Here is a 24,690-nt window from a genome sequence, read left to right as displayed (position 1 = left end):
TCTGGTTTTACATGAATTTCCGGTTTCTCCGTAACTTCTGGCTTCTCTAGCTCTTTCGGCTCTTCTGTCACCTTTGGTTCTTCCGGTTTTTCTTCTTTGATTTCTTCTGTTGTTTCTTCTTTAGTTTGTTCTTCTTCTGGTGTTACCCAAATTTCCGGTTTTTCTGTTACTTCTGGATTCTCAAGCTCTTTCGGTTCTTCTGTTACCTTTGGTGTTTCCGGGTTAGTTGGAGCTTCCAGTGCTTCTATCGATTCTTCTTTACCTTGTTCTTCTACTTCTGTTGCTTCATGTATCTTTATATTTGTAATATCATATCCGTTAACTTTCGATTGATATCCTGATACTGGTCGTTCTTTTACTTCATACATATGAACTTTTCCTTCATTATCAACTGCTGGTAACTTTCCAAACTCATATTTCCAGCCATTTGCTTCCGTAACTTCTTTCGTTGCAATGACCTTGCCGTTTTGTAGTAAATCTACTTTAATCGTTTTTGGGCGATCATTTACTTTATCGCCTTCCCACGTTTTCGTTCCTGCAACAGATGTAGTTTTTAACTTATTTGAAATCATAAGTTTAATTCCGTTTACAGCATCCTGCTTAATTGTAAAAGGAATTTTTGCTTTCGGATCAAACTCTACGTAATTCGGCGCAGCGATTTCTTGTACATAGTAATTACCTGGAGCAAGGTTTGGTGCTTCAACTATTCCGTCTTGGTTTGTTGTATAAGAATCACCAACTTGCTGACCTGACTCTGTAAATAATTTAAAAGAAACACCTGGAATCACTTTACCTTCGTTGCCTTCAATATGCTTTACAATTTGCAGCGTTCCTTTTGTAGGTAAATCCCCTTCCGCTTCGCCACCGAATGATATATTTTTAACCTTTACGCTATTCGATTCAGAAGTAGGCTTCTCATATAAAATTTGATAATCAAGTTTATAGTCATTTTGTAAAAATTCTAATTTCTTTCCACTCTCAGTTATAGTTGATGTATAAGCAACGGTAAATGAATTAGCGCTCCCCATATGTCTATAAACTACGACTTCAAATGAGTTATCACTAGTAAACTTAATATATCCATAACCTCGCTGTTGAAATTGCTCAAGAGACAAATATTCTCTATTATTAATCGTTATATAGAAACTACCTGTATTAAGCGTTTGTCCTTCTTGTAACGTATCTTTCAAAACGATATTGTCATGTAAATGTTGTTTCTTTAAATTAATATTTAAAAACCAACGTACTTCATTACTTTTGTCTGGCTGAATATCACCAGATTTATAGAAAAAGATTCCCGGTTCTTTACCATCCCCTTTCGGATGAGTAATGCTAACCGTTTGTTTCTCTAAATTTGTTCCTAAATTCGTTTGTACATCTTTCGTTTTTCCTGCTTCTACATTCGTACCTTGAACAGTGAAATTAAAGCTCCCTCTAATATTCTCAAGCTTCTCTACTGTATCATTAAATGTACAAACTACATTATTCCCATTAATTTGGCACGTACCAAAAACACGCCCTGACTCATCCTTTAACGCAATTGTGCCACTAAAACCCTTTAATTCTGGTGGAAGTGCTAACGTTAATGTATCCCCGGACTTCATCTTTTTCCCAGGTTTTTCACTAAAATCTACACGTATGCTAGTCTGTTCCCCATAATTTAATTTTGTTTTTTCAATCGCAAAACTATCAACAAATCCTGCTGTGTTTAATTCTTGAGCATGCCCTATGATAGGCATAAAAATTTGTCCAATAAGAACAGTAAAAATAAAACAAATTACAGATATTCTTTTTAAATATGTACTCATAAAACCTCCAATATTAATTGTTAAACTTTTTAACCGTGAAATCCATTCCACCCAAAATACCCCTTAAACTAAGGGGATACAGACTAAAGATTATTTGCAGCATCAAACCATCGTTAGTTCTACAACATAAAGTAATAAACGATACAATTCATTCACTACATTGTGTTCATTCCTACTTTTTTCGGGCAGCCAACAATAAATACTATTCCTAATAAAAATACATTACAAGACTGTTCATTTACATATTAATTTGTTACTATATTCATGCTGCCAAAATATACTAAATGACCATTTTATTCATAGAGTCATCTGATGACTGACTTTCTTTATCTTTCATCGATAATTCTCCTCTAATACCTTTATTCCACTCTTACTACATTTATTATTTTAACATTTATACAATCCACCTAAAAAGTTCACAAAACCCTTATTTAAAGCGTTTTTCATACATTTATAAACAAAATACAATCTCCTAAAAAATATTTTTATATAATAATAAAAGAGAGTTTACATAGAAAATACATACCATTTTTTCAATCGTTTTCAAAAAAATAAAGCTATCTTTTCTTACGAAAAAAGATAGCTTTATTTGTATAGACGACTGCTCTACTCCCTATTGTTTTGCGCCTTTTAACGACTCTCTCAGGACAAATTTTTGTAATTTTCCACTCGCATTACGAGGCAGTTCATCCACAAATAAATAATGACGCGGGCGTTTATAATCTGCTAATTCATCACTTTCTTTACAATATATTTCCAAGTCTTCTTCTGTAATTGCTTCATCTTTCTTTACAACGACAGCCACAACACGTTCTCCCCATAATTCATCTGGTTCACCAAGCACCGCAACATCTAATACACCAGGATGACTATGAAGGAAATCTTCAATTTCACGTGGATAAATATTAACGCCTCCGCTAATCACCATATCATCCACACGATCTGCGACGAATAAATAGCCATCTTTATCGAAATAACCTAAATCACCAGAATGATACCATCCTTTATACATCGATTTTGCATTTGCTTCTTCTCGGTTATGATAACCAGCCATCATAGTTGGGCCGCGCAAAATAATCTCCCCAACTTCATAAGGAGGTAATACATCATCTGGCTCTGCTGGTGCGTCATCGCTTGGTTTTACAATGCGGATTTCATGACTAAAGCATGGTGTTCCCGCTGAACCTGCTTTCGTAATTTGATCTTCTTCTACGAGAAACGCAACAACTGGCCCCATTTCTGTCATTCCGTAAATTTGGACAAGATCAATATAAAGACGTTCTTTACATTCCTTCACTAGCGCTGGAGCCATCGCTGCTCCTCCATAAATACCAATCTTCATCGAAGTTAAATCATACTGCGTTAAATCTTTTTGCAGTAACATATTCCACATCGTCGGTGCTGCAAAAAACGTCGTAATCTTCTCTTCTTGAATCGTATGTAATACTCTATCCGTATCAAAGTGATGTAAAATCACATTCTTTCCACCAACTTGAATACGCGGAATGATTCCAGCGTTTAACTCGCCACAATGATATAAAGGCGCAACTACAAGTCCGGTACTATCTCTGTTATATTTTATGAAATACGTGCAAATCATACTATGCTCAGTCATTTCACGATGGCGATGTAGTACGCCTTTCGGATGACCAGTCGTACCGCTTGTATATAACATAGAACAATAATCCATTTCATCGACTTCAATATTTACTTTTTCAGCTGATGCTTCATTTACTTTTTCATGGTAAGAACTCGCATAGGAAGGTGTATCGTCTTCTACATACCAAAAAGACGAATTTGGAAAATCTCGTTCAATAATAGCAACAGTTGATTCAACTGCTTTTTCAAATACTACTACTTTCGAGGCTGCATCTTGGAGGATATACGATAATTCTTTTGCTTTTAAACGGAAGTTAATCGGGTTAAAGATTGCCCCAATTTTCGCACAGGCTAAGTAAACGTTTACAAATTCGCGGCAATTATATAAGTAAACAGATACAGTATCTCCCTTTCTTACACCTTCTTCCAACAGAGCTTGCGCCGTTTTATTTATTTGCTCATCCCACTGTTTATATGTCCAGCGAATATTTTTTTCCGGCTCTACTAACGCCTCTTTATTCGGATACTTACCAACCGCTAAATCAAATATTCTCCCTATCGTCATGTACATGCCAATAATTTCCCCCTTTTCTCTTTCATAAATCTATCATTTCGTCCATAAGTAGACATTGTCCTCCAATGATTTGACTAATTTTTCTGATTATTATCGACATAGTTTTACAAACAGTTCCGTTTATCGGTAAATGAAATTATACCGGCGGTTTGTCGAATATATCGACTTACCGACAAAACTGACATGATAAAGCGCAACTTTAATCACCACTCAGGCATTTACAGGCAGACCAACTTCCACAAATAGCGGAATAAAAAAGAGGCTATTCCAAATCGGAACAACCTCTTTCTTCTTATACAAATAGCTCTTCTAAAATTTTCAGTTTATCTTCTGTATATTTTACGAAGCCATCGTTATATGATTTTGGATCTTTCGGATTTGCAAAGTGCGTAATTGCACCTGTCTTCGGATGAACAAATTTACTTGATGCACCACAGCCAAGTCCGATAATCGATTGAACTTCTTCCATAATAACAATGTTATAAATACTTTCTTGCGTCGGCATTGCATAACCAACGTTCTCTAAGTTACCTAAAATATTCTTTTGACGATATAGGTAATATGGTACGTAATTATGCTTTTGCGTCCACTCTTCTGCTTCGTGCATCATCGCTGTAATTTCTTCGCGACCAGCTACTTTATATTTACGTTTGTTTTGCGTCATTTCAGAAGCACGTTTAAATGATAACGTATGAACTGTTAACGATTCTGGCATTAACTTTTCTGTCTCATCTAACGTGTGCTTGAAGATATCTAGCCCTTCACCAGGAAGACCAATAATTAAGTCCATATTAATATTGTTCATTCCCATTTCACGAGCTAAGTGATACTTCTCAATTGTTTCTTCTACAGTATGATGACGCCCAATTGCTTTTAGTGTCTCTTGATGGTATGACTGTGGATTAATACTAATACGGTCAATATTCCATTTATTTAACACTTCTAGCTTAGCTGGCGTAATTGTATCAGGGCGACCTGCCTCTACTGTTACTTCACGCACATTTTTCACATCTGGGAACGCTTCATACATTTCTTCATACAGCATATCCATCTCTTCTGCTGTAATACTTGTTGGTGTACCGCCGCCGTAATAAATCGTCGTAACTGTTACACCTTTTTCTTTTAAAAACTTACCAATTTCACGAACTTCATAATGTAAACCACCTAAGAACGAATCAACAGATCCTTGGCGTCCGTTAATTGCATAAGCCGGGAATGTACAATATGCACATTTTGTTGGGCAGAATGGAATACCGATATAAATACTTACTTCCTCTTTCAAACGGTATAAATCCGGAACTACCGCTAATTGGCAATCCACAATACGCTGAAGAAGTTCAATTTTCTCTTCATGAATTAAATAGCTTTCACGAAGTTCTTGATGCGCTTCTTCTTTTGACATACCACTTTGAAGCATTTTATGAAGAAGTTTTGTCGGACGAACTCCTGTTAAAATGCCCCAGCTTTGTTCAAGACCAGTTAACTGCTGAAGAACAGAAAGATATACATAAGAAACAACGTGCTTTACTTGCTTCATACGCTCTTTTTCATCTGTGAAAGCAGATAAATCTTTTGCGAATGTTTCTTCATACACATTTCCAGTAGCAACATCTGTTAAACGAGCAGATGCTTTCACATTCTCTTCAATGTGTATATCAACGATAAGATTTGCTTCCTCTTGTTCAAATCCAATCGTACTATCTTCAAAAAATAAGCCGCCAATATTTTGCAGCGGACGTAAAAAACGATCATCTTGTAACGTTTTAATTGAAATTAACAACATTATCACCTTTTCATTTGCAAACTCTCTTTAGTTTACTTGAAGGGCGTTTGTAGGTCAATACAGAAGGTTTTACCTTATTTCTATATCCTATTTAAAACAAACTGAATATTGGTTTTTCACGAACTTTTCTTAGTTCTATAGACATTGTAATATACTCTTGTTACAATCTAGAACGTATTAGTACTTGCTACTAATTTAAATATATCTAAAGGAGGACTATTAACACGACATAGATACTATAACGTGTTAAAAAACAACTATGAAAAAAAGGTTTTACAACATTTTGGCACTAACTTTGGCATTACAAACATTTGTAGCACCTACCCTTTCATTCGCAGAAAATATAGAGAATACTGCGGAATTGTCTATTGATGAACAAGCTTTAAAAAGCATTGAAGAACATGCAAAACAGCATAGACATGACGAAGAAAACAACCTTGAAATCTCGGGTGAATATCTTCTCCACTTATCAACAAAACTTCCACTATACGATGCAAACGACTTAAAAACCAAAACAAATATTGAAATTACTGAACCAGTAGTAAAAGCAACGAAGAAAAAAGGTAATACATATTATATACAAACTACATTTGGTTCTGGCTGGGTTAATAAGGAAAGTAATAGTTTAGAAGTACAAGAGATTCATAAACTCTCGGATCAAAAACTAATTGTAACAGAAGAAACATCAGTATATTCTTTCCCTTTCCAATCGTTTAAAGAAGAAACAACATTACAGCCACAAACAGTAGCTCCTACTGAACAAGCTGGGAATTGGTTTAAAATTCAAATGAACGGAACTGAAAAATGGATTTATGCACCTTCAGCTACATTTGAAGGTACGAAAGCATCATTATTTGAAAAAACAAGTTCTATCGAAAAGAGAAGCGCAACTTTCTTCAAAACACCATCTAATTTGCCTACAAATAACGTTTATGGTGTTACATTTAAAGAAATGATTGTCCCAAAAGGGAATGAAAACATTCGTCCCGGCTACGCAATGGAACCGAAATACATTACAATTCATGAAACTGCTAATACGAGTAAAGGTGCTAACGCGTTAAATCATGCAAAGTACTTAGATAGTCAAGCACGCGGGAAAACTGATCGTTCAGCATCTTGGCATTTTACAGTAGATGACAAAGAAATTTATCAACATCTACCAATAAATGAAGTTGGTTGGCATGCTGGAAATAAGACTGGAAACTATGAATCTATCGGAATTGAAATTGCTGTGAATAGTGATGGAAATTATACGAAAGCGGTAGAAAATGCCCGGAAATTAGCTGCTTATTTAATGAACGAATTAAACATATCTCTAGATCACGTTCAAAAGCATCAATTTTGGAGCGGAAAAAACTGCCCTGCATTTATGATTCAACGCGGACAATGGGATGCTTTCTTAAAGGGCACGAACGCTTACTATAATGAAAATCGTAAAGAAGTTATTCCGCCGCCAGAAGTCCCTCATGAAAAAGACGATATTACAGGTGGATGGTATGAACAAGACATTCGTCAGTTAGCAACTAGAAAAATCATGTTCGGTGATGGAAATGGTTCTTACTGGCCAAACCGCCTCGTAACACGAGCTGAATTTGCAAATTTAATGTCGAGAGCTTTAAAATTACCGGCTGGAAACGCTACATTTACAGATTTAAATGAAGCGCATCCATCTTTAATAGACGGAATTAACCGTGCCGCTAGCGCAGGTATCATTAGTGGTCGCGGAAATAATAAATTTGATCCAACCGCTACAATCACACGTGATGAAGCTGTTATTATGATTGACCGTGCATTAGCATATAACTCAATTTATAGAAAAGAAATGAAATTACCATTCATTGACCAAGATTTAGCATACGATAAGAAGGCATTACAAAATGTTTACGCATACGGAATCGTAAAAGGGAACGAGCGTAATGAATTCGTACCAAAAGGCACAGCAACACGTGCTGAATCAGCCGCATTTTTAAATCGAATGCTTAAAGTTATTGAAGCTTAAATAAAAAAACTAAAAGGCATAAGAGATAACATTTCTCTTATGCCTTTTATAATACTATTAACTATTTTTAATCATAAATCTAAGACGTATTCCTAATAAAACAAGAGCAAAACCAATGAATGGTAGATAATTCATATCATGTCCGGTGGCTGGAAGACGTTGCGCATGAGATGCATCTTGTCCTTTTTCTGGTAAGGTAGGTTGTTCTTTATCTACGTTTACCATTCCTTCACCTGGTTTTTCTGTTTCTTCACCCGGTTTCTCTGTCTCTTCGCCTGGCTTTTCTGTTCCTTCACCCGGTTTTTCTGTTCCTTCACCTGGCTTTTCTGTTTCTCCACCTGGCTTTTCTGTTTCTCCACCTGGTTTTTCTGTTCCTTCACCTGGTTTTTCTGTTTCTCCACCTGGTTTTTCTGTTCCTTCACCCGGTTTCTCTGTCTCTTCGCCTGGCTTTTCTGTTTCTCCACCCGGTTTTTCTGTTTCTCCACCCGGTTTTTCTGTTTCTTCACCTGGCTTCTCTGGACCTTTGCTTGTTTCTTTTTCATTTGTAATTTGAAGTTTTACTACTTCAATTTCTTGATTAGAAATCGTAAATTCAATTTCCTTATCAGATAAACTGTATCCTTCCGGTGCCTGAACTTCTTTTAAAATATAATCTCCTGGCTCTAGTTCTTTCGAAGTTGCTTTACCATTTTCATCTGATGTTAATGCGTCTATTTTTGTTCCATCTTTCAAAATTTCAAACACTGCGCCCGCTAATTTTTTATCTTTATCATTAGCATCTACCTTTATAATTTCTATTTGACCTGTAATTTTTTCTTTCACTTTTTCATTTAATACTTCTTGCTTCATTACTGTATTTGCAACAACATTTACTTCTACCGTCACTTCTAACGCTTTATAACCTTCCGGCGCTTTCGTTTCTTCTAACGTATACTTTCCTGGCACTAAGTTTTCGAATTGTACTACACCGGCTTTATTCGTTGTTTTCGCTTCTCCAACTACTTGACCATTTTCATTTTTCAGCTTAAATTCTGCACCTTCTAGAACTTTTCCACTCTCTGCATCCTTTTTGATTACTTGTAAGCTTCCTAGTTCTTTTGCGTTTTCTACTTGTACTTGTACTACTTTGTTTGCTTCCACAACGACTTCAATTTCTTCTTTTAATAATGTATATCCTTGTGGTGCTTTCGTTTCTTTTAATGTGTATGTTCCTGGCTCTAATTTCTGAGAGATTACTTTACCTGTTTTATCTGTTCGTAACGTCTCTACTTTTTTACCATCTTTGTACACTTCAAATTCTGCGTCTGATAATACTTTCGCTTTATCTTCTGCATCCACTTTTACGATTTCAAATTGACCTGTAGCTTTTTCAACAATTTTTTTATTCAACACATCTACAGTCACTGTTTTATTAGCAGCTACATCAACATGAACTAAACTAGATGATAGCTCGTAACCTTTTGGTGCTTCAACTTCTTTTAATGTATATGTTCCAACTGGAAGTTGTTTTGATAAAGCTTCACCTTTACCATCTGTAATAATTGTTTCGACAACGTTCCCATCTTTATCTATAACATCAAATTTTGCACCTGGTAAAAGTTGACCAGATTCACTATCTTTTTTCAATAATTTAAATTGACCATTTTCTACTTTTTTCGTATTCTTCATAACAAATTCAATTATGTTTGTATTATCAATTGTTACTTTTACTGGTGTATCAACTTTTATATATCCTTCTGGTGCACTAATTTCTTTTACAAAATAATCACCAAACGGTAAGTCTTTAACTTCTGCAATACCATCTTCGTTTGTTGTAACAGTAGCCACAACATGATTCTCTTTGTCTATAACATCAAATTTTGCGTCTTTTAAAACAATGTTTTCATCGTTTTCATCAACCTTTTTAATTTGTAAATTTCCTTTTTCTACAGCCGGCTTTTTCCACTTCGGCCAATTAAATTTAAAGTTATGAACCTCAAATCCATCTCTTTGGTGTAATCCACCAACAAAGGCTTGTCCGTTAATAGAGCCACCCTTTGTCTCTACAACTGCATTAGGCGCAAATACACTACCTACTACACCATATCCTTTAGTTGTTATCTTTTTAGCATTAGGGAACACCCAAATGACTTTACTAGCTAACTCAGTAAAAAAGGAATTAGGGTCATATGCTTGAGAGGTATTAACTAATGTGAACCCGCCCTTATCTGTCGTATCATACAGGATTGCACCGCCACCAAAATTAACTTCTTCTGCATCTGAATGAATAACAATAAAATCTTTGTTATTTACATTTGGAAGATAAACATCCTTTACATTGAATGGTTCTTGCCCTTCTAATCCTGAAGAGACGTAAATATTAGAATTATTTACATCTTCACCGATCCCAAAGGTCATACCCGATTTTGGTTTATCAGTGTGTAATTGGCCCGCATCCTCAATTACACTATCAACATCTTTTCTAAACTCTTTAAATTTAGTATCAATCTCCGCTTGCTCTTTATAAGAGATACGGTCATACGATGATTTCATTGCACCTTCTGGGTCACCATCTTTTGTCATTGCCACTGTTCCATCTTGGATAATTACTTGTCCTGTTCCCGCTTTCGTAAATTGACCACCTAGTAATAATGACGGATATCCTTCATCTACCCATGTCGCTCCAGCTAAATTATTCGCTCCCGTTGCAGCCGCTAAGACTGTATAACTTGATGCATTCATATTTTTTTGAACAGCCATCGCACCCTCAATATCCGCACTCGTTGCACTATGATCTCCAAAAATGATTGCATTGTAATAAGATACATCACCTAAACCTTTTAATTCTGTTGTAGCTGCCTCTGCTTTATACGGTAAATGGATTAAAAAATTCATACATACTAATAACACAACTATAAAACTACTACTTAATTTTTTTATTTTTTGATTAAATGATTTCCTCAAAAAATTCATTCCCCCTTTTATAATTCCTAAATTTACGAAATAAAGTACATTCCATATGTACCAATCCTTACTCACATTAACTTAAAATAATCCATTTAAATAAAACAAAGACACTCTACAACTAATTAGTAAAATTACTACAATTCATTTTTGAAATAATACGTGAACGAAATTATCATGCGGAAATTTTTTTACGTATGGGAGTTAAATAAAATTAACCTAGAGAATATTTCATGTGGTGTAACTTCGTCGGCAACATCATTCACTCTACAACAGTTTCCCAGAGTATTCAAGTGAATTGTATAGATTTCATACACAATTCACAATCTAGAACGTTTTCATTCATTTTAATTAGTTCAACAAAAAACGTAGCCAAAAAGCTACGTTTTTCTTTCATCATTTCGGTGTATTTTTATGATTCTTCAAAAACGGAAGCGGGAATTGCTTACGGAAATGTTCTTTAATCATATACTCTACACCGTTCTCACTATTTGAACGTGTAATCCAGTCTGCTGCTTGCTTTAATTCTACAGGCGAGTTCCCCATCGCCACACCAAGCCCCACATTTTCAATTACCTCTAAATCTTCCATACTATCTCCAATCGCAACCATTTCGTTTAGCGAAATATTTAAATGCTCTCCAAGCAATTGTAATCCACGTAGTTTTGATACATTTTGCAGCAAGATTTCTATTCGTTTTGAGTCGCACTCAACATACTCTATATCTTGGAATGCTTTTCGTAATGTATTTAATCCTCGTTCTTTTTCACCTTTACTTTGGAAAATAACATCAATTTTCGGAGCCGCTACCGGATGATCACGAAGCGCATCACCTAACGAGTCTACAAACTGAACTGGATAAAATAACGGATCTGCGCTTGATAATACAGTACGCGCAATTAAGTTTGGTGTATTTCTCTCACGATTTCCGATTGAAAATCGTTCATGAGAAATGCGGACGTTACAATCGAAGTGCTCTAACACTTGCACAATGTTAAACGTCTTCTCTTCCGATAATCTTCTTTGAACGTACGGCTTATCTAACGTCGCTGAAACGAAAGCACCGCCATGTGTCACTAATATAGAATCTAATTTTAACGCCTTTGCTACCTTATAAGCGGATTGAAAATTACGGCTCGTAAATAATGTAACGTATACATCTTTTCTTTTCACAAATTCAATCGTTTCTCGTAATCCTTTTGCAATTTTTCCGTTGTTGTATAGTAGTGTCCCATCTATATTAAGAGCTAGTAAGCGATAAATCATGTCGCACTCCCCCTCTTCGCTGTTGTACTCTATCCATAATTTATGAAATAAATGTAGCAAATAGAACGAGTTAGAATTACTACTGAAAATTTGGTTTACTATATACATATACACTCAGCAAAGGAGATAGTACAATGCAAGCACCTCCTTCCTTTTATGAAGGCGATACGTTAGAAGTCGCAAAGAAATTACTCGGACAAAAACTTGTACATATTGTAGACGGAATAACACGAAGCGGAATCATTGTAGAAGTAGAAGCATATAAAGGTCCCAATGATAAGGCCGCACATAGTTACGGCGGGAGACGAACAGACCGTACAGAAGTCATGTTTGGCGCACCAGGACATGCTTACGTATATTTAATTTACGGTATGTATCATTGTTTTAACGTCATTACAGCGCCAGTTGGCACCCCGCAAGGCGTTCTCATTCGAGCCCTTGAGCCAGTAGATGGAATAGAAGAAATAAAATTAGCGCGCTACAACAAAACAGACGTTACAAAAGCGCAGTATAAAAATTTAACGAATGGCCCTGGCAAACTATGCCGTGCACTCGGAATTACTTTAGAAGAACGAGGTGTATCCTTACAAAGCGACACATTACATATTGAACTCGTCCCAGAAGAAGAACACATGTCATCACAATATAAAATAACAGCAGGACCTCGTATTAACATCGACTATGCAGAAGAAGCTGTACATTATCCGTGGCGTTTTTATTATGAGGGGCATCCGTTTGTTTCAAAAAAATAAAGTGAAACTTTAATCAGTGGGTTTTTTTTCATCCCCCACTGATTATTAGTTGAACCAATCGGACTTTTATGGGCAGTTGATCCCCCGCCTAAATTCTTTGCTTTCGCTGAATTTTGAGGTGGGGGTCTTACTGCCCATTAAAGCGGGATAAACGATATTAACGACACGGCAAATAAAAGAAGACTGTTCCACAATGGAACAGTCTCTCCCTTTTACTCCGCACCTTCCGCAGTCGCAATATTATCCTCTAAGTTTTCTCTTGATAATTCAGCCATCATAAAGTCAGCTGTTTCTGGAAGTGCTAAATGCATATGTGCTTTTTGACAAATTTGGATCGTACAGTTTTCTACAACATAGTCGAAAACATGTCCGCCTCCGCTTCTTTCATCATCAATATAATGTAAGTGGAAACCAGCTACACCAATACCTTGCGCGTAATCTGGTGTCCAAAATCCAGCAAGCGTACCTTCTGTATGTTTAAATGAAAAAATCGGCTGAGATTTCGTCACTTCAACAAGTGGTGTATACGGTTTTTCTTGTCTTGGAACAGTTCTCGTTCTTACTTCACGGAACGTACCATCCATTCGAATCGCGTAAAATAAGTTTTTACTCGGCATCAATTCATGTAATAATGCCTCAACTTCTTCACGATTCATCGGACGCTCTACCGTATAACTCATTTCTTTTTCAAAAAACGTTACCGTCGCAAATGGCGTTGTTTCTTCTGGCTCTACTTTTTCCGCTGAACCGTCCGAACGTAAATGATAAAATTCATTATCAAATGCTATCATTTCACCATCTAATTGATCAAATGTGCCGATGCCGAAATCACCATGTTTTTTCAAATCTTCAAAGCTAATTACACCATCATATATACCATCTAATAGCGCAAGCATTGTAGATGTTTGATATACTTCATTACTCATTTTCGTTTTTTTTGCATCAATATCAATTAATTGCGCAATAGTCATCTCAAATCTGCCTCCATTAGTTTAATTGGTTTGGTAATAATTTTTCGCTTAATTTAATGTTGTCGCGATAGTCAATTGGAATATCAATAATGACAGGACCATCTGCTGCTAATGCTTCTTTTAATACCCCTTCTAATTCATCAGGCGTGTTAACACGAAGACCTAACGCTCCGAAACTTTCCGCATATTTCACAAGATCAACATCACCAAACTCTGTAGCTGATGTTCTACCGTATTTCATCATTTGTTGGAATGCAACCATATCATATGTGCCGTCTCTCCAAACAAGATGGACGATTGGAGAATTTAAACGTACCGCCGTTTCTAACTCCATCGCTGAGAATAAGAAACCACCGTCACCTGATACGGAAACTACTTTTTTATCTGGTTCTACTAAAGTAGCTGCGATTGCCCAAGGAAGTGCAACACCTAACGTTTGCATACCGTTACTAAATAATAATCTACGTGGTTCATAAGAACGGAAACATCTCGCCATCCAAATAGAATGGGAACCGATGTCACATGTCACAGTTGTATCGTCACTAATTAAAGAACGAAGTGTACGAATCACTTGAAGTGGATGCGTAACACCTTCTGAAGCACGGTTCGGAACTTCTGCTTGTTCTGATAATTTCGCGCGTAATCGTTCTAATACCGCTTCTGATTTCGTACTTAATACAAGTTTCGGTAATTTCTCCGCGATGCTATTTACCGTTAAGGCAATATCACCAATTAATTCACGCTCTGGTTGGTAATCATGGTCGATATCTGCTTGATGATCATCAAGATGAATAATCGTTCTGTCTCCAAGCTTATTCCAGAATTTCGGATCATACTCAATTGGGTCATAACCGATTGAAATAACAAGATCTGCTTCTTCTAGTAAAATATCACCTGGTTGGTTACGGAATAATCCAACGCGGCCGAAGAAATGATCTTCTAACTCACGTGAAATAGCACCAGCTGCTTGATATGTTTCAACGACAGGAAGTTCTGTATCCGCAATTAATTCACGAACGGCTTTCGTCACTTCATTTGTGCTCGCTCTCATACCGAGTAAAATAACTGGTAATTTCGCTGCTTTTATTTTTTCTACTACATATGTAATTTCATGTGTGGGAGCGATTCCAAGCTGTGGCTTAGAAAGCGCACCGATAGATTCTACAGTCGTTTCCGCAGTCATAACGTCTTGCGGAAGACTTACTAAAGTAGCTCCTGGATTTGTGGAAGTCGCACTTCGGAATGCATTACTTAATGCTTCTGGTACATTATCAGGATGTTCTACTTCTACGCTATATTTTGTGATTGGTTCGAATAGTGCAGCATTATCCATAGATTGGTGTGTACGTTTTAATCGATCTGTACGCGGAACTGCACCAGCTAAAGCAACAACGGGATCACTCTCCGCATTCGCAGTAACAAGACCTGTCGCTAAATTTGATGTCCCTGGTCCTGAAGTTACAAGACATACGCCCGGTTTCCCTGTTAATCTACCAATAGCAGCTGCCATAAATGCTGCATTTTGCTCATGACGACAAACAATTAACTCTGGTCCTCTTTCTTGCAGTACATCAAATACAGAGTCAATCTTCGCTCCTGGAATACCGAAAACATGTGTAACACCTTGTTTAATTAAACAATCAACAACAAGATCTGCTCCTTTTGTTTTTGTCTTCACGTCGTTTGCTTTTACACCTGTACTCAAACTGATCATCCCTTTATTTCATAATGTGTGTAATAAAGATTTTTAATTTCACCTGGTTAATTAATGTGGTGAAGTATTGTTTATCATTATAGTACAAATGCATTATTTTTTCCAAGAATATGAATTTGACAGTATTTTGACAAATAATAAGGAATCCGCTTACAACCCTTTATTTATCCTAAAATAATATTTTTATAACTCATCTAAAAATGCCCGAAAAACTCCCATCACATCACAGTATTAAAAACATTACAGTACCTTGCAAAGAACACTAGCAAATGATATATTTGTAAATATTGGAATACCCATTAATTGGAACACATTTTATAACTCGCATCCCCCTTTTCAAAAGACAAGATTCTCATCTGTAATTCATCATTTTATAAAGGAAAGTGATTGTTATGAACAAAAGTGAATTTTTGGAACAACTTAGTTCCTCCCTGCGGAATATGCCCAATGTAGAAAAGAAAGATATTATTTCAGAGTACGAAACTCATTTTATCAGTGGTAAACAAGATGGGAAATGCGAAGAAGAAATTGCTAGAAAACTAGGAAACCCTAAAACGATCGCGAAAGAACTTACTGTTTCCTATGCAATAAGCAACGCTGATAATAAACGAAGCTTTAAAAATATGATAACTGCACTATTTTCTGTTATGAGCTTAAGTGTTTTAAACTTTGCCTTTATCATTATCGCCTTTTTCGTACTACTCTTTTTATTACCGATTCTTCTAGCACTTATCATTGCCACTCCGTTATTAATCATCTCACCTATTTTATTAATAGGACTAGGATTTTTTAAAGGGTTTCATCAAATCAGTTATTCGGATGTTTATAATGTGTTCATCGCTTTTTGCAGCGGTTTATTAATATCCGTCATATCTTACCAAATGGTAAAACATCTATACGCAACTTTAGTTAAGTACTTGAAATGGAATATAGCTATTTTACAAAGAAACTAATGAATGTAAAAGGAGATTAAAATGAAAAAGTATACTTTATATCTACTCATGTTACTGACAATTTTATTGCTACCAGCTTGTTCAAACAGTGTACAACCTAAGGAAGAAAACGATGTACAATCTATTAAAGATGTAACGATTAAAATTCCAGAAACGATATTCACTTCCTCAAAAAAGAATGAAACGATTAATGAAGATGAAATGAAACAAAATATAAAAACGTATTTAGATTATAGCGGAGAGTTATACGAAAACATCGTCCCACTTTCGTCAGCCATGTCTGACGAGAATGTCACGGAATCCGACCGCGAGAAATTACAACAACTTGTAGATTTAGCAAAACAAAACGATGCGAATTTCCATGATTTTATTAGTAACAATACGATCCCTGATGATTACAAACAGCCTTCGAAGGAAATGTATGAATTCATTTCAGCATCTACGGCACTTTCAGTAGAACTAGAGCAAGAATTAGACAAAATCGCGCAAGATGGCAACTTATTCAAAACTGATTTTTCTTTTACAAAACGATTTGAGAAAGTGAATGGTAGGAAGCAAAAAGAAATTGAAAAGTTTTTGAAGGAGAAGAATATTGAGACTGAGTATTTCCACAAATAACAAACAGAAAAGACGCCCCTATAACAGGGGCGTCTTCCACTATTACGCTTGTTGTTGCGCGTTATATAATTCTTCAAGTGGCTGCATGATAATTTTGTTAACGTCAGTGATAACGATGTTTAGGCGTTGTTCAGTTTCCATTAACTTTGTGATTTTAGCGTCTTGTTGAATGCGAGCTACAACTTCTTGTGCTTTTTGGTTATCTTCCTCAGTGATTTCTTGACCTTGCATCATTTTTTGTTGTAGGCCAAGTTGCATTGTGCGGAACTCATCGAATAAGTTCTTTGAAGCTGCGTCACCTTGAACTGCTGCGTAGCTTGCTTTTAATGTTTGGAAATCTTCGTTTTCAGCGATTGCTTTTTGTAATTCATATGCAACATCATGAATGTTTTTTGTCATTTTATTTTTCCTCCTTTAGAAGGCTAGCGCTTTTCACTCACACTGCCTTTTAAGTGCATTTACATACGCACCTCTACTTACCATATCAAACTATGCAAGAGATGTGAAGAAATTTCACTTTTATTTCTATGTACTCATCTTATTATTTAAGAAACAACAATAACAGTCCTTGCACGAGTCCAATCATCCCGCCTAATAAGGCACCTAAATACGTAATCATTTTTAGTTCATTTTTTGTAATGGATAGCACTAAATCTTCTAGTCTCTCTGTTGAGAATGTGGATACTTCTTGCTGCACAATTTCCGCAAGATGGAGATTGTTTAATATACTCGCTACGTTTTCTGTCCCCCACTTTAAGCCTTTCGTTACTGCACTTGGGACTACCTTTTCCATGATTGTTTCTCGAACTGGCTCACATACTTGCTGCACAGATTGGTTTAAAAACTTACTCACTGTTTCCTCCACTTTAACCGCTGACAATATAGAGCTTACAATTATTTCTTTGTCTACAAACGTTTCTACTTCTTTTACATCTCTTCCTTTTAACTTCTCCCACTCTTTTTGCAGTACATCAGTTAAAAGTTGCTTTGTGCCATCTTGCCCTAAAAACTTAATAACTTCTGGCTGCACACGATCCACTACACTTACATTCCCTAAAAACATTCCGACTAAGTTAAGCAGCGTTCCCCTAGAAGCAAAGAAATCATCAATCATTTTTGAAAGACGTGCTTTCCCTTCTTCACTTTCAAAAAAATTAATTCCTCGATCTAAAATAAACGCCGAAACATTTGGAATCGCATTCTCTATTTTTTCATGAACAGAATGAGGTAAAGCCTGTTCCCATGTATATGTATAGTACTCTTCTAAAAATGCCTGAATTTTTTCTGTAATCACATGTTCGATTTTCTCGGTTGCTTCTTTTTCTACATGCGCTACGTTCCATTTCTCTAACATTTGTCGCAGTGATTGTTCATTCGTCATTACTTTATCCACTTCTACTTGCATCCATTGAATTAAGCCTTTTTGAAACTCTTCATTTGTTAGCTTCTTTCCGATTCCTTCTGGCGTTAACAAATGCTCGACAACCATTTTTCCTAATTGAACAGCAAGCTCATCGCGGCGCTTCGGAATTAATCCTGGTGTAAATGGAACTTGAAACTTCCCAATATAAATAGGGCGATGCGGACGAAATAACATTTTTATCGCTAAATGATTTGTGAATCCCCCAATAATTGCTCCGAGCCCTGTCGTCGTTAACATACTTAACCATATATTCATTACAATCAACCTTTCGCTTCTCCAAAACTATAGCATATCATCATACGGACAAAAGTATAATGGTATAAAAACGTATTTGCAATATATAGCTTCGCCTATTGTGCCAACATTTTGTTAGTAAAGGAGTGATTTCGTTGGTTCTCGGTATTTTAACTTCTCACCCTCATTATGAGCAAACGTATTACACCGAAATCGCTAAACGCGCTCGGCTTTATCATAATGTCGTTGCCCAGTTTACGCCATTTGGTATTAATCCTAAAACAGATCTTGTCTCTGGTCTGATTTATGATACGGATACAGGAAAATGGAAAGAGCAAACATTCCCTATTCCTTCTTATATATACGATCGTTCTTCTTTTAACGAGGACACAGACTTCGAAAAAGCAAAGTCAATTATTCACTCATTACACAACCGTCCTACCACTACCTTTTTAAATAACACACTCATTGACTTAAGCGAACTACATGATGTATTTCTCACAAATAAAAAATTATCTCCTTATATACCAAAATTTGAAATAGCAACAATCCAAAACATTTTCAAACTGTTATTAAAAACAAAAGATATTATTATACGTCCTACCCATACACATTCCAATGAAAGTCTGTACCGGGTCGCTTACAAAAACAAAACGTTTCATATCGATACGATAAATGATGACTATCATACTTCTACTCCAATCAAGCGAACAGATGAATTTATATCTTGGTACAAATCTAATATACGATCAGCACGTTACATCACCCACACTATGCTGCAGCCACCTAATCAATTAACATACCCACTCCATATTCGAACCATTTTGCAAAAAAATAAAGAACAGAAGTGGAATGCTATTGGCCAATTTATACAAAAAAGCTCATTTCCGAATCAACTTTTACTTTCGGCAACAGATGATTCCTCGCTGCATTCATTTTCAAAAGTTAAATACGTACTATCTAGTACCGGTGTACAATTATTACAAGACGCTTTACACGATATTATAAATGAAGTGTTCCAAACATTAGATCAATCTTATTCTTCGTTATTCGAGCTAGAGCTTTCCACCATTATGGATCAAAAGGGGGCCATTTGGCTTATGTATGTCAACACGATTCCCCCGTACGAACATTACATTCGTCATAGCGATGCATTAGCCGAAAAAATATATCACGGACCACTAAAGTTTAGCCGCTTCACACCATAATGAAAGGGGGTAAACCCATTTTGAAAGAGCACATATATACGTTAAATATTTCAGATGAGCATCCAAATAGTATTACTTTACCTTATATTTTTTCCATTACACCACCGATTACATCCCTTTCCTTCGGCGTACGCCATGTTGCAAGTGAAGAGGTAAAAATTCATTATTCCTTTACTCGTGAAATCATTATCGGACAACAAATTGCAGAGAAGCTTTTGCTTCCTCATTCCACTACTATCCATGCATTCACGCAAAATGAGACTATTGTTTTCGGACCATTAATCGGGATTTTCACAACTGGTTTTAACGATGACTCTTCTAACCCTTTAGGAAACCGTTCAACTTCTCTTGGTGAGTTACTAACGCCGCCATTCACCTTGCGACCATTTGTATTCGTTTTTGGTGTGCAACATATAGACTGGGAAGATGAAACAATTGAAGGGTATTTCTTTCAAGAAGGGCAATGGATTAAGAAAAAAGTCCCTTTACCGAATGTCATTTACGACCGATTACCAAATCGGAAAGCTGAAAATTATAAACCGATCGTAAGAGCAAAAAGAAAATTAGAGCATGACTATGCTATTCCGTGGTTTAATCCAGGATTTTTTAATAAATGGGAAGTGCATCAACTTCTTATGAAAGATGAATCCATTATGCCATTCTTACCAAACACAGAAACATTTCAAAACTTCGAACAAGTAGAACGATTTCTCGGTACGTATAAATCGATTTACATGAAACCCATTCACGGCAGCTTCGGTAGAAATATTCATCAACTATTTTATTCTCAAGCAGAGAATTGCTACTACTGTCGTTATCGCGAAAATGAAGAAAACAAACTAAGAAAGTATCAATCATTAGAAACGCTTCTGAACCATGTATTAAAAGGACATGATTTAAAAAAGTTTATCGTACAACAAGGTATTTCCTTACTTCGCTTCGATGGGCAACCGGTTGATTTCCGCATTCATACAAATAAAAATCATTTCGGTCAATGGATTGTCAGTGCAATCGTTGCAAAAATTGCTGGCAAAGGTAGTTTAACAACACATGTAAATAGCGGTGGTGATACAAAATTACTGCAAGAGCTTTTTCCTGATTCAACGAAACAAGTTCAAATTGAAAATAAATTAAAACATACAGCCTTACAAATCAGTTACGCGCTCGATGAACAAGTAACCGGAAATATTGGAGAAATTGGTTTTGATATCGGTTTAGACACGCAGGAAAACCCGTGGCTCTTTGAAGCAAACTCTAAACCTGGGCGGACTGTATTCCAAGATGAAAAGTTAAAAGAACAAAGTGAACTGACGCGCCAATTATTTTACGAATATGCCATCTACTTAACTGAACATTCTTTGCGCGATGCAAAAGAAAAAATGTCTCAAATAAAATCCGGAACTCCATCAAACACCGAACATATCCCTTCCCCTATGATTCACTCACAAATACGAAAACAAAAACTTCCACCTCATTCATAAGGTGGAAGTTTTCTATTTACACAAGTTTCACTACAACTTCTGTTTCCACGTTACACATCCCGCAATAAAAAACATGATTGCAGTATTCTTGTGAATTACTATGTGTTAAACCATCTACTGCACTTAATAATTCTTGATCCATATACGCACTATAATCGTCTATGTAATCTACAGTTTTCCCATAATCTTGGAGTATACCTTCGCAATTTTGACAAGAATATGTTTGTAATTCTAATGCGTTGCAAAGCGGGCAAATTCCCATCACGATTCCTCCATACGTTATCATTTACAAGTTGATTGAAGAGAGCATCTAGCCGTGCATAGGAGCGTTCTATCCTACCCCTACTCAAAATAGAACTATACATGTAGTAAGTCATAAATAAGAAGTGAATGATTTGCCCCCAACTAGCGGGATAAAAAAACATATTTCAAATCGCTCTTAGTTTAGCCTTCTTTCTAAAAAATACAACGATTACTCTTATTTCATAATTTACGAAACCACTAAGATTTTTTTACAAAATTTACAAATTATTATTTCGTATATCTTTCTAGGTAACATCCATACTATGAGTACAAACTTAATTACCGATGGATTAGCGCCAAACGGGGCGATAATCTGGTTCAAATCCAGCTAGTCCAACCAAAAAAAATTTTTATAACTCTAAGGAGGATATATTCCTATGGCAAACCAAAGTTCTTACAATCAATTAGTAGTACCAGGTGCAACAGCAGCAATCGATCAAATGAAGTACGAAATCGCTCAAGAATTTGGTGTACAATTAGGAGCAGATTCTACGGCTCGCGCTAACGGTTCAGTTGGTGGAGAAATTACAAAACGTCTAGTTGCAATGGCTGAGCAAAGCCTTGGCGGATTCCAAAAATAAATATATATGGCAAAAAGGTCTCAAGGCATATGCCTTGAGACCTTCCTTAGTTTATCCCGCTTTAATGGGCAGTAAGACCCCCACCTCAAAATTCAGCGAAAGCGAAGAAGTTAGGCGGGGAATCAACTGCCCATAAAAGTCCGATTGGTGAGGGCTGATAATCAGTGGGGGATGAAGAAAACCCCCACTGATTAAAGTTTCACTTTATTGCAACATTTGTAAAAACTTCTTCGTGCGTTCTTCTTTTGGATTTGTAAATACATCTTCTGGTGTACCTTGTTCGACAACGACACCGCCATCCATGAAAATAACGCGGTTCGCAATTTGATGTGCAAAGCGCATTTCGTGCGTTACAATCACCATCGTCATGCCTTCTTTCGCAAGTTCTTTCATTACTTTCAGAACTTCTTGAACGAGTTCAGGATCGAGTGCTGACGTTGGCTCATCAAATAGTAACACTTCCGGCTCCATCGCAAGCGCGCGAGCAATTCCAACGCGCTGTTGTTGTCCGCCTGATAATTGGAACGGATATAAGTCTACTTTATCCGCAAGACCAACTTTTTCAAGGAAATAGTTTGCTTTCTTCTTCGCATCTTCTTTCCCCATCTTTTTCACTGTAACGAGCCCTTCCATGACATTTTGAAGTGCTGTTAAATGCGGAAATAGATTATGGTGTTGGAATACCATACCTGTTTGTGTACGAAGGTTAACAATATCTTTCTTCGATACTTTTTGAGAGAAGTCGAGCTCTTTATTACCGACACGAATACTACCAGCATTCGGCGTTTCTAGCACGTTGAGACAACGTAAGAATGTCGTTTTACCAGATCCAGATGGTCCGATAATAACAACAACTTCTCCCTTCTCAACTGATAAATCTATATGCTTTAGTACGGTATTATCTCCGAAACTTTTTTGTAAATGTTGAATTGAAATCATAAAAACAAAAACTCCTTTTATGAAAGGGTTATTTTAGAGTGTAACGTTCTGAACGTTTTTCTAATATTTGTTGCACGATAGATAATAAGAAGCAAATTGCCCAATAAATTAGACCTGCTTCGAAATAAACAATTAAAAACTCGTAGTTCATTGCCGCAATTTCCTGCGCTTTTCGGAACATTTCTGTTACTAAAATTAACGATGCTAATGAAGTATCCTTCACTAAACTAATAAATGTATTCGAAAGCGGCGGAATGGATACGCGTGTCGCTTGCGGTAAAATAACTCGTTTTAGCGCTTGCGGATACGTCATTCCAATTGTATAAGCTGCTTCCCACTGCCCTTTCGGAATGGAAAGAATTGAAGCACGAATAATTTCAGATGCATACGCACCGACATTTAATGAAAATCCAATAACTGCTGCTGTATATGGCTCAACTTCAATATTAAGAGTTGGAAGACCATAGAAAATAATAAATAACTGTACAAGAAGTGGCGTTCCGCGAATGATAGATACATAGATACGAGCAATCCATTGTAAAATACGACTACCTGAAATACGTGCAAGCGCCGTTAACGTCGCAAGTATAATCCCGATAATAAATGTAATAAGCGTTAATGGAATTGTCGTAAACACAGCTTCCTTCAGCATAGGCATGAAGGAAGACTGCATAATATCTATCCAAGTAGACAATCGATCTGAAACCAACGCACTACTTAGATACATTTTCACCGAACCATTTTTTCGCTATTTTGTCATACGTACCGTCTTTTTTCATATCTTCTAACGCTTTATTTACTTCTTGTACTAGCTTGTCGCTACCTTTACGGAATAAGAATCCACTTTGTGACGCTTCTTTTTCTGTATCTACAATTTTAATTTTTGCATCTTTTTTCGTTTCTAAGTAGTTTAACACTGATAATTTATCATTAATTGTGAAATCAACGCGGCCAGTGTTTAATAATTCTGCTGCTTGGCTAAAGCCTTCTACATTCGTAATTTCTGCGCCATTTTTCTTAGCAATATCTGCATAGTTACTTGTTAAAGATTGTGCTGCTTTTAATCCTTTTACATCAGCAAAAGTAGCAGGTTTATCTTTATCTTTTGCAATAACTAATACCGCTGAAGATGAAACGTATGGGCTAGAGAAATCATATTTCTTTTGGCGATCTTCACGAATACCAACTTCATTTGCAACCATGTCGAAACGTTTTGCATCTAGACCAGCAAGTAAGCTATCCCATTGTGTTTCTTTAAACACAGGTTTTACCCCTAAACGTTTTGAAACTTCTTCTGCTAATTCAACATCAAATCCAGTTAATTTATTGCTTGAATCGTGGAATGTGAACGGTGGATATGTACCTTCTGTTCCAATTACAAGTTCACCACTTTGTTTTATCTTTTGTAACGCATCTTGACTAGCTGTATCTTTTTTCTCTTCTTTACCGCAGCCCGCTACAATCCCGATCGCTAATGTAGTTACTGCAAGTACTGAAAATAATTTTTTCATGATGGTAATCCTCCAAGTATTCTGATAGGA

Annotated in this window: 20 protein-coding genes; 7 read left to right on the top strand and 13 right to left on the bottom strand. The window is 36.3% G+C overall.

The genetic code is table 11. The features are described from left to right. The 3 genes from PDL00_RS32055 to PDL00_RS32045 all read right to left on the bottom strand — a co-directional run. Positions 1-1,808, bottom strand: a 1,808-nt coding sequence (locus PDL00_RS32055) for a Cna B-type domain-containing protein (RefSeq protein ID WP_270733587.1), incomplete at its 3' end; no start/stop codon positions are given. A 613-nt stretch (positions 1,809-2,421) separates the two neighbouring features. Continuing rightward, entirely contained in the window at positions 2,422-3,978 is a 1,557-nt protein-coding gene (locus PDL00_RS32050) for a fatty acid--CoA ligase (protein ID WP_270733585.1), read from the bottom strand. Positions 3,979-4,273: 295 nt separating this feature from the next. Next, on the bottom strand, positions 4,274-5,764 hold the full coding sequence (locus tag PDL00_RS32045; RefSeq protein ID WP_002007015.1) for a coproporphyrinogen III oxidase: 1,491 nt from the start codon (positions 5,762-5,764) through the stop codon (positions 4,274-4,276). Between the two features lie 259 nt (positions 5,765-6,023). Between PDL00_RS32045 and PDL00_RS32040 the strand changes: the two genes are divergently transcribed. Next, entirely contained in the window at positions 6,024-7,763 is a 1,740-nt protein-coding gene (locus PDL00_RS32040; RefSeq protein ID WP_270733584.1) for an S-layer homology domain-containing protein, read from the top strand. 57 nt (positions 7,764-7,820) lie between these two features. Here PDL00_RS32040 and PDL00_RS32035 read toward each other — a convergent pair whose 3' ends face one another. Both PDL00_RS32035 and PDL00_RS32030 read right to left on the bottom strand, forming a co-directional pair. Continuing rightward, positions 7,821-10,706 (bottom strand): SpaA isopeptide-forming pilin-related protein, encoded by a 2,886-nt coding sequence (locus tag PDL00_RS32035; RefSeq protein ID WP_270733582.1) that lies wholly within the window; start codon positions 10,704-10,706, stop codon positions 7,821-7,823. A 396-nt stretch (positions 10,707-11,102) separates the two neighbouring features. After that, entirely contained in the window at positions 11,103-11,972 is an 870-nt protein-coding gene (locus PDL00_RS32030; RefSeq protein ID WP_270733580.1) for a Cof-type HAD-IIB family hydrolase, read from the bottom strand. A 134-nt stretch (positions 11,973-12,106) separates the two neighbouring features. Between PDL00_RS32030 and PDL00_RS32025 the strand changes: the two genes are divergently transcribed. Then, positions 12,107-12,724 (top strand): DNA-3-methyladenine glycosylase, encoded by a 618-nt coding sequence (locus PDL00_RS32025; RefSeq protein ID WP_242253656.1) that lies wholly within the window; start codon positions 12,107-12,109, stop codon positions 12,722-12,724. A 212-nt stretch (positions 12,725-12,936) separates the two neighbouring features. Here PDL00_RS32025 and alsD read toward each other — a convergent pair whose 3' ends face one another. Continuing rightward, positions 12,937-13,695, bottom strand: coding sequence for an alpha-acetolactate decarboxylase (alsD, locus tag PDL00_RS32020; protein WP_270733579.1), 759 nt, complete (start codon positions 13,693-13,695; stop codon positions 12,937-12,939). A gap of 16 nt (positions 13,696-13,711) precedes the next feature. After that, entirely contained in the window at positions 13,712-15,400 is a 1,689-nt protein-coding gene (gene alsS, locus PDL00_RS32015) for an acetolactate synthase AlsS (RefSeq protein ID WP_270733577.1), read from the bottom strand. Positions 15,401-15,801: 401 nt separating this feature from the next. Here alsS and PDL00_RS32010 point away from each other — a divergent pair, with 401 nt between their 5' ends. Both PDL00_RS32010 and PDL00_RS32005 read left to right on the top strand, forming a co-directional pair. Next, positions 15,802-16,362 (top strand): HAAS signaling domain-containing protein, encoded by a 561-nt coding sequence (locus PDL00_RS32010; RefSeq protein ID WP_242253659.1) that lies wholly within the window; start codon positions 15,802-15,804, stop codon positions 16,360-16,362. Positions 16,363-16,383: 21 nt separating this feature from the next. After that, positions 16,384-16,980, top strand: coding sequence for an NDxxF motif lipoprotein (locus tag PDL00_RS32005; RefSeq protein ID WP_270733576.1), 597 nt, complete (start codon positions 16,384-16,386; stop codon positions 16,978-16,980). A gap of 42 nt (positions 16,981-17,022) precedes the next feature. Here the strand turns inward: PDL00_RS32005 and PDL00_RS32000 are convergent, their stop codons facing one another. Both PDL00_RS32000 and PDL00_RS31995 read right to left on the bottom strand, forming a co-directional pair. Then, complete coding sequence (locus PDL00_RS32000; RefSeq protein WP_064473844.1) at positions 17,023-17,379, bottom strand: YlbF/YmcA family competence regulator; 357 nt, start codon at positions 17,377-17,379, stop codon at positions 17,023-17,025. 142 nt (positions 17,380-17,521) lie between these two features. Continuing rightward, a complete protein-coding gene (locus PDL00_RS31995; protein ID WP_242253661.1) occupies positions 17,522-18,658 on the bottom strand; it encodes a DUF445 domain-containing protein in 1,137 nt (378 codons plus the stop codon). Between the two features lie 134 nt (positions 18,659-18,792). On the opposite strand from PDL00_RS31995, the gene PDL00_RS31990 reads away from it, so the two are divergent. Together PDL00_RS31990 and PDL00_RS31985 are read left to right on the top strand one after the other, a co-directional pair. Continuing rightward, positions 18,793-19,845: a YheC/YheD family protein gene (locus tag PDL00_RS31990; RefSeq protein WP_242253662.1), complete on the top strand. Its 1,053-nt coding sequence runs from the start codon at positions 18,793-18,795 to the stop codon at positions 19,843-19,845. A gap of 20 nt (positions 19,846-19,865) precedes the next feature. Further along, positions 19,866-21,326, top strand: a complete 1,461-nt coding sequence (locus PDL00_RS31985) for a YheC/YheD family endospore coat-associated protein (RefSeq protein WP_242253664.1) — start codon at positions 19,866-19,868, stop codon at positions 21,324-21,326. A gap of 16 nt (positions 21,327-21,342) precedes the next feature. Here PDL00_RS31985 and PDL00_RS31980 read toward each other — a convergent pair whose 3' ends face one another. Continuing rightward, positions 21,343-21,588: a hypothetical protein gene (locus PDL00_RS31980; protein ID WP_270733572.1), complete on the bottom strand. Its 246-nt coding sequence runs from the start codon at positions 21,586-21,588 to the stop codon at positions 21,343-21,345. 418 nt (positions 21,589-22,006) lie between these two features. On the opposite strand from PDL00_RS31980, the gene sasP reads away from it, so the two are divergent. Then, entirely contained in the window at positions 22,007-22,210 is a 204-nt protein-coding gene (gene sasP / locus PDL00_RS31975; protein ID WP_000013349.1) for a small acid-soluble spore protein, SasP family, read from the top strand. Between the two features lie 204 nt (positions 22,211-22,414). On the opposite strand, the gene PDL00_RS31970 is transcribed toward sasP, so the two are convergent. The 3 genes from PDL00_RS31970 to PDL00_RS31960 are packed head-to-tail and all read right to left on the bottom strand — an operon-like array spanning position 22,415 to position 24,660. Beyond that, positions 22,415-23,149 (bottom strand): amino acid ABC transporter ATP-binding protein, encoded by a 735-nt coding sequence (locus PDL00_RS31970; RefSeq protein ID WP_242253666.1) that lies wholly within the window; start codon positions 23,147-23,149, stop codon positions 22,415-22,417. Positions 23,150-23,177: 28 nt separating this feature from the next. Then, positions 23,178-23,876, bottom strand: coding sequence for an amino acid ABC transporter permease (locus PDL00_RS31965; protein WP_033657688.1), 699 nt, complete (start codon positions 23,874-23,876; stop codon positions 23,178-23,180). Then, the gene (locus PDL00_RS31960) at positions 23,863-24,660 is read right to left on the bottom strand and encodes an amino acid ABC transporter substrate-binding protein (RefSeq protein WP_000732853.1); all 798 of its coding nucleotides are present in this window, start codon (positions 24,658-24,660) and stop codon (positions 23,863-23,865) included. The genes PDL00_RS31965 and PDL00_RS31960 overlap by 14 nt, the downstream gene beginning before the upstream one ends. Positions 24,661-24,690 lie beyond the last annotated feature (30 nt).

The sequence above is a fragment of the Bacillus cereus group sp. TH152-1LC genome (assembly GCF_027710505.1).
GTDB lineage: Bacteria > Bacillota > Bacilli > Bacillales > Bacillaceae_G > Bacillus_A > Bacillus_A mobilis.
Note: the sequence above shows the minus strand (reverse complement) of the source record. Positions and strands in the feature narration are given on the sequence as shown.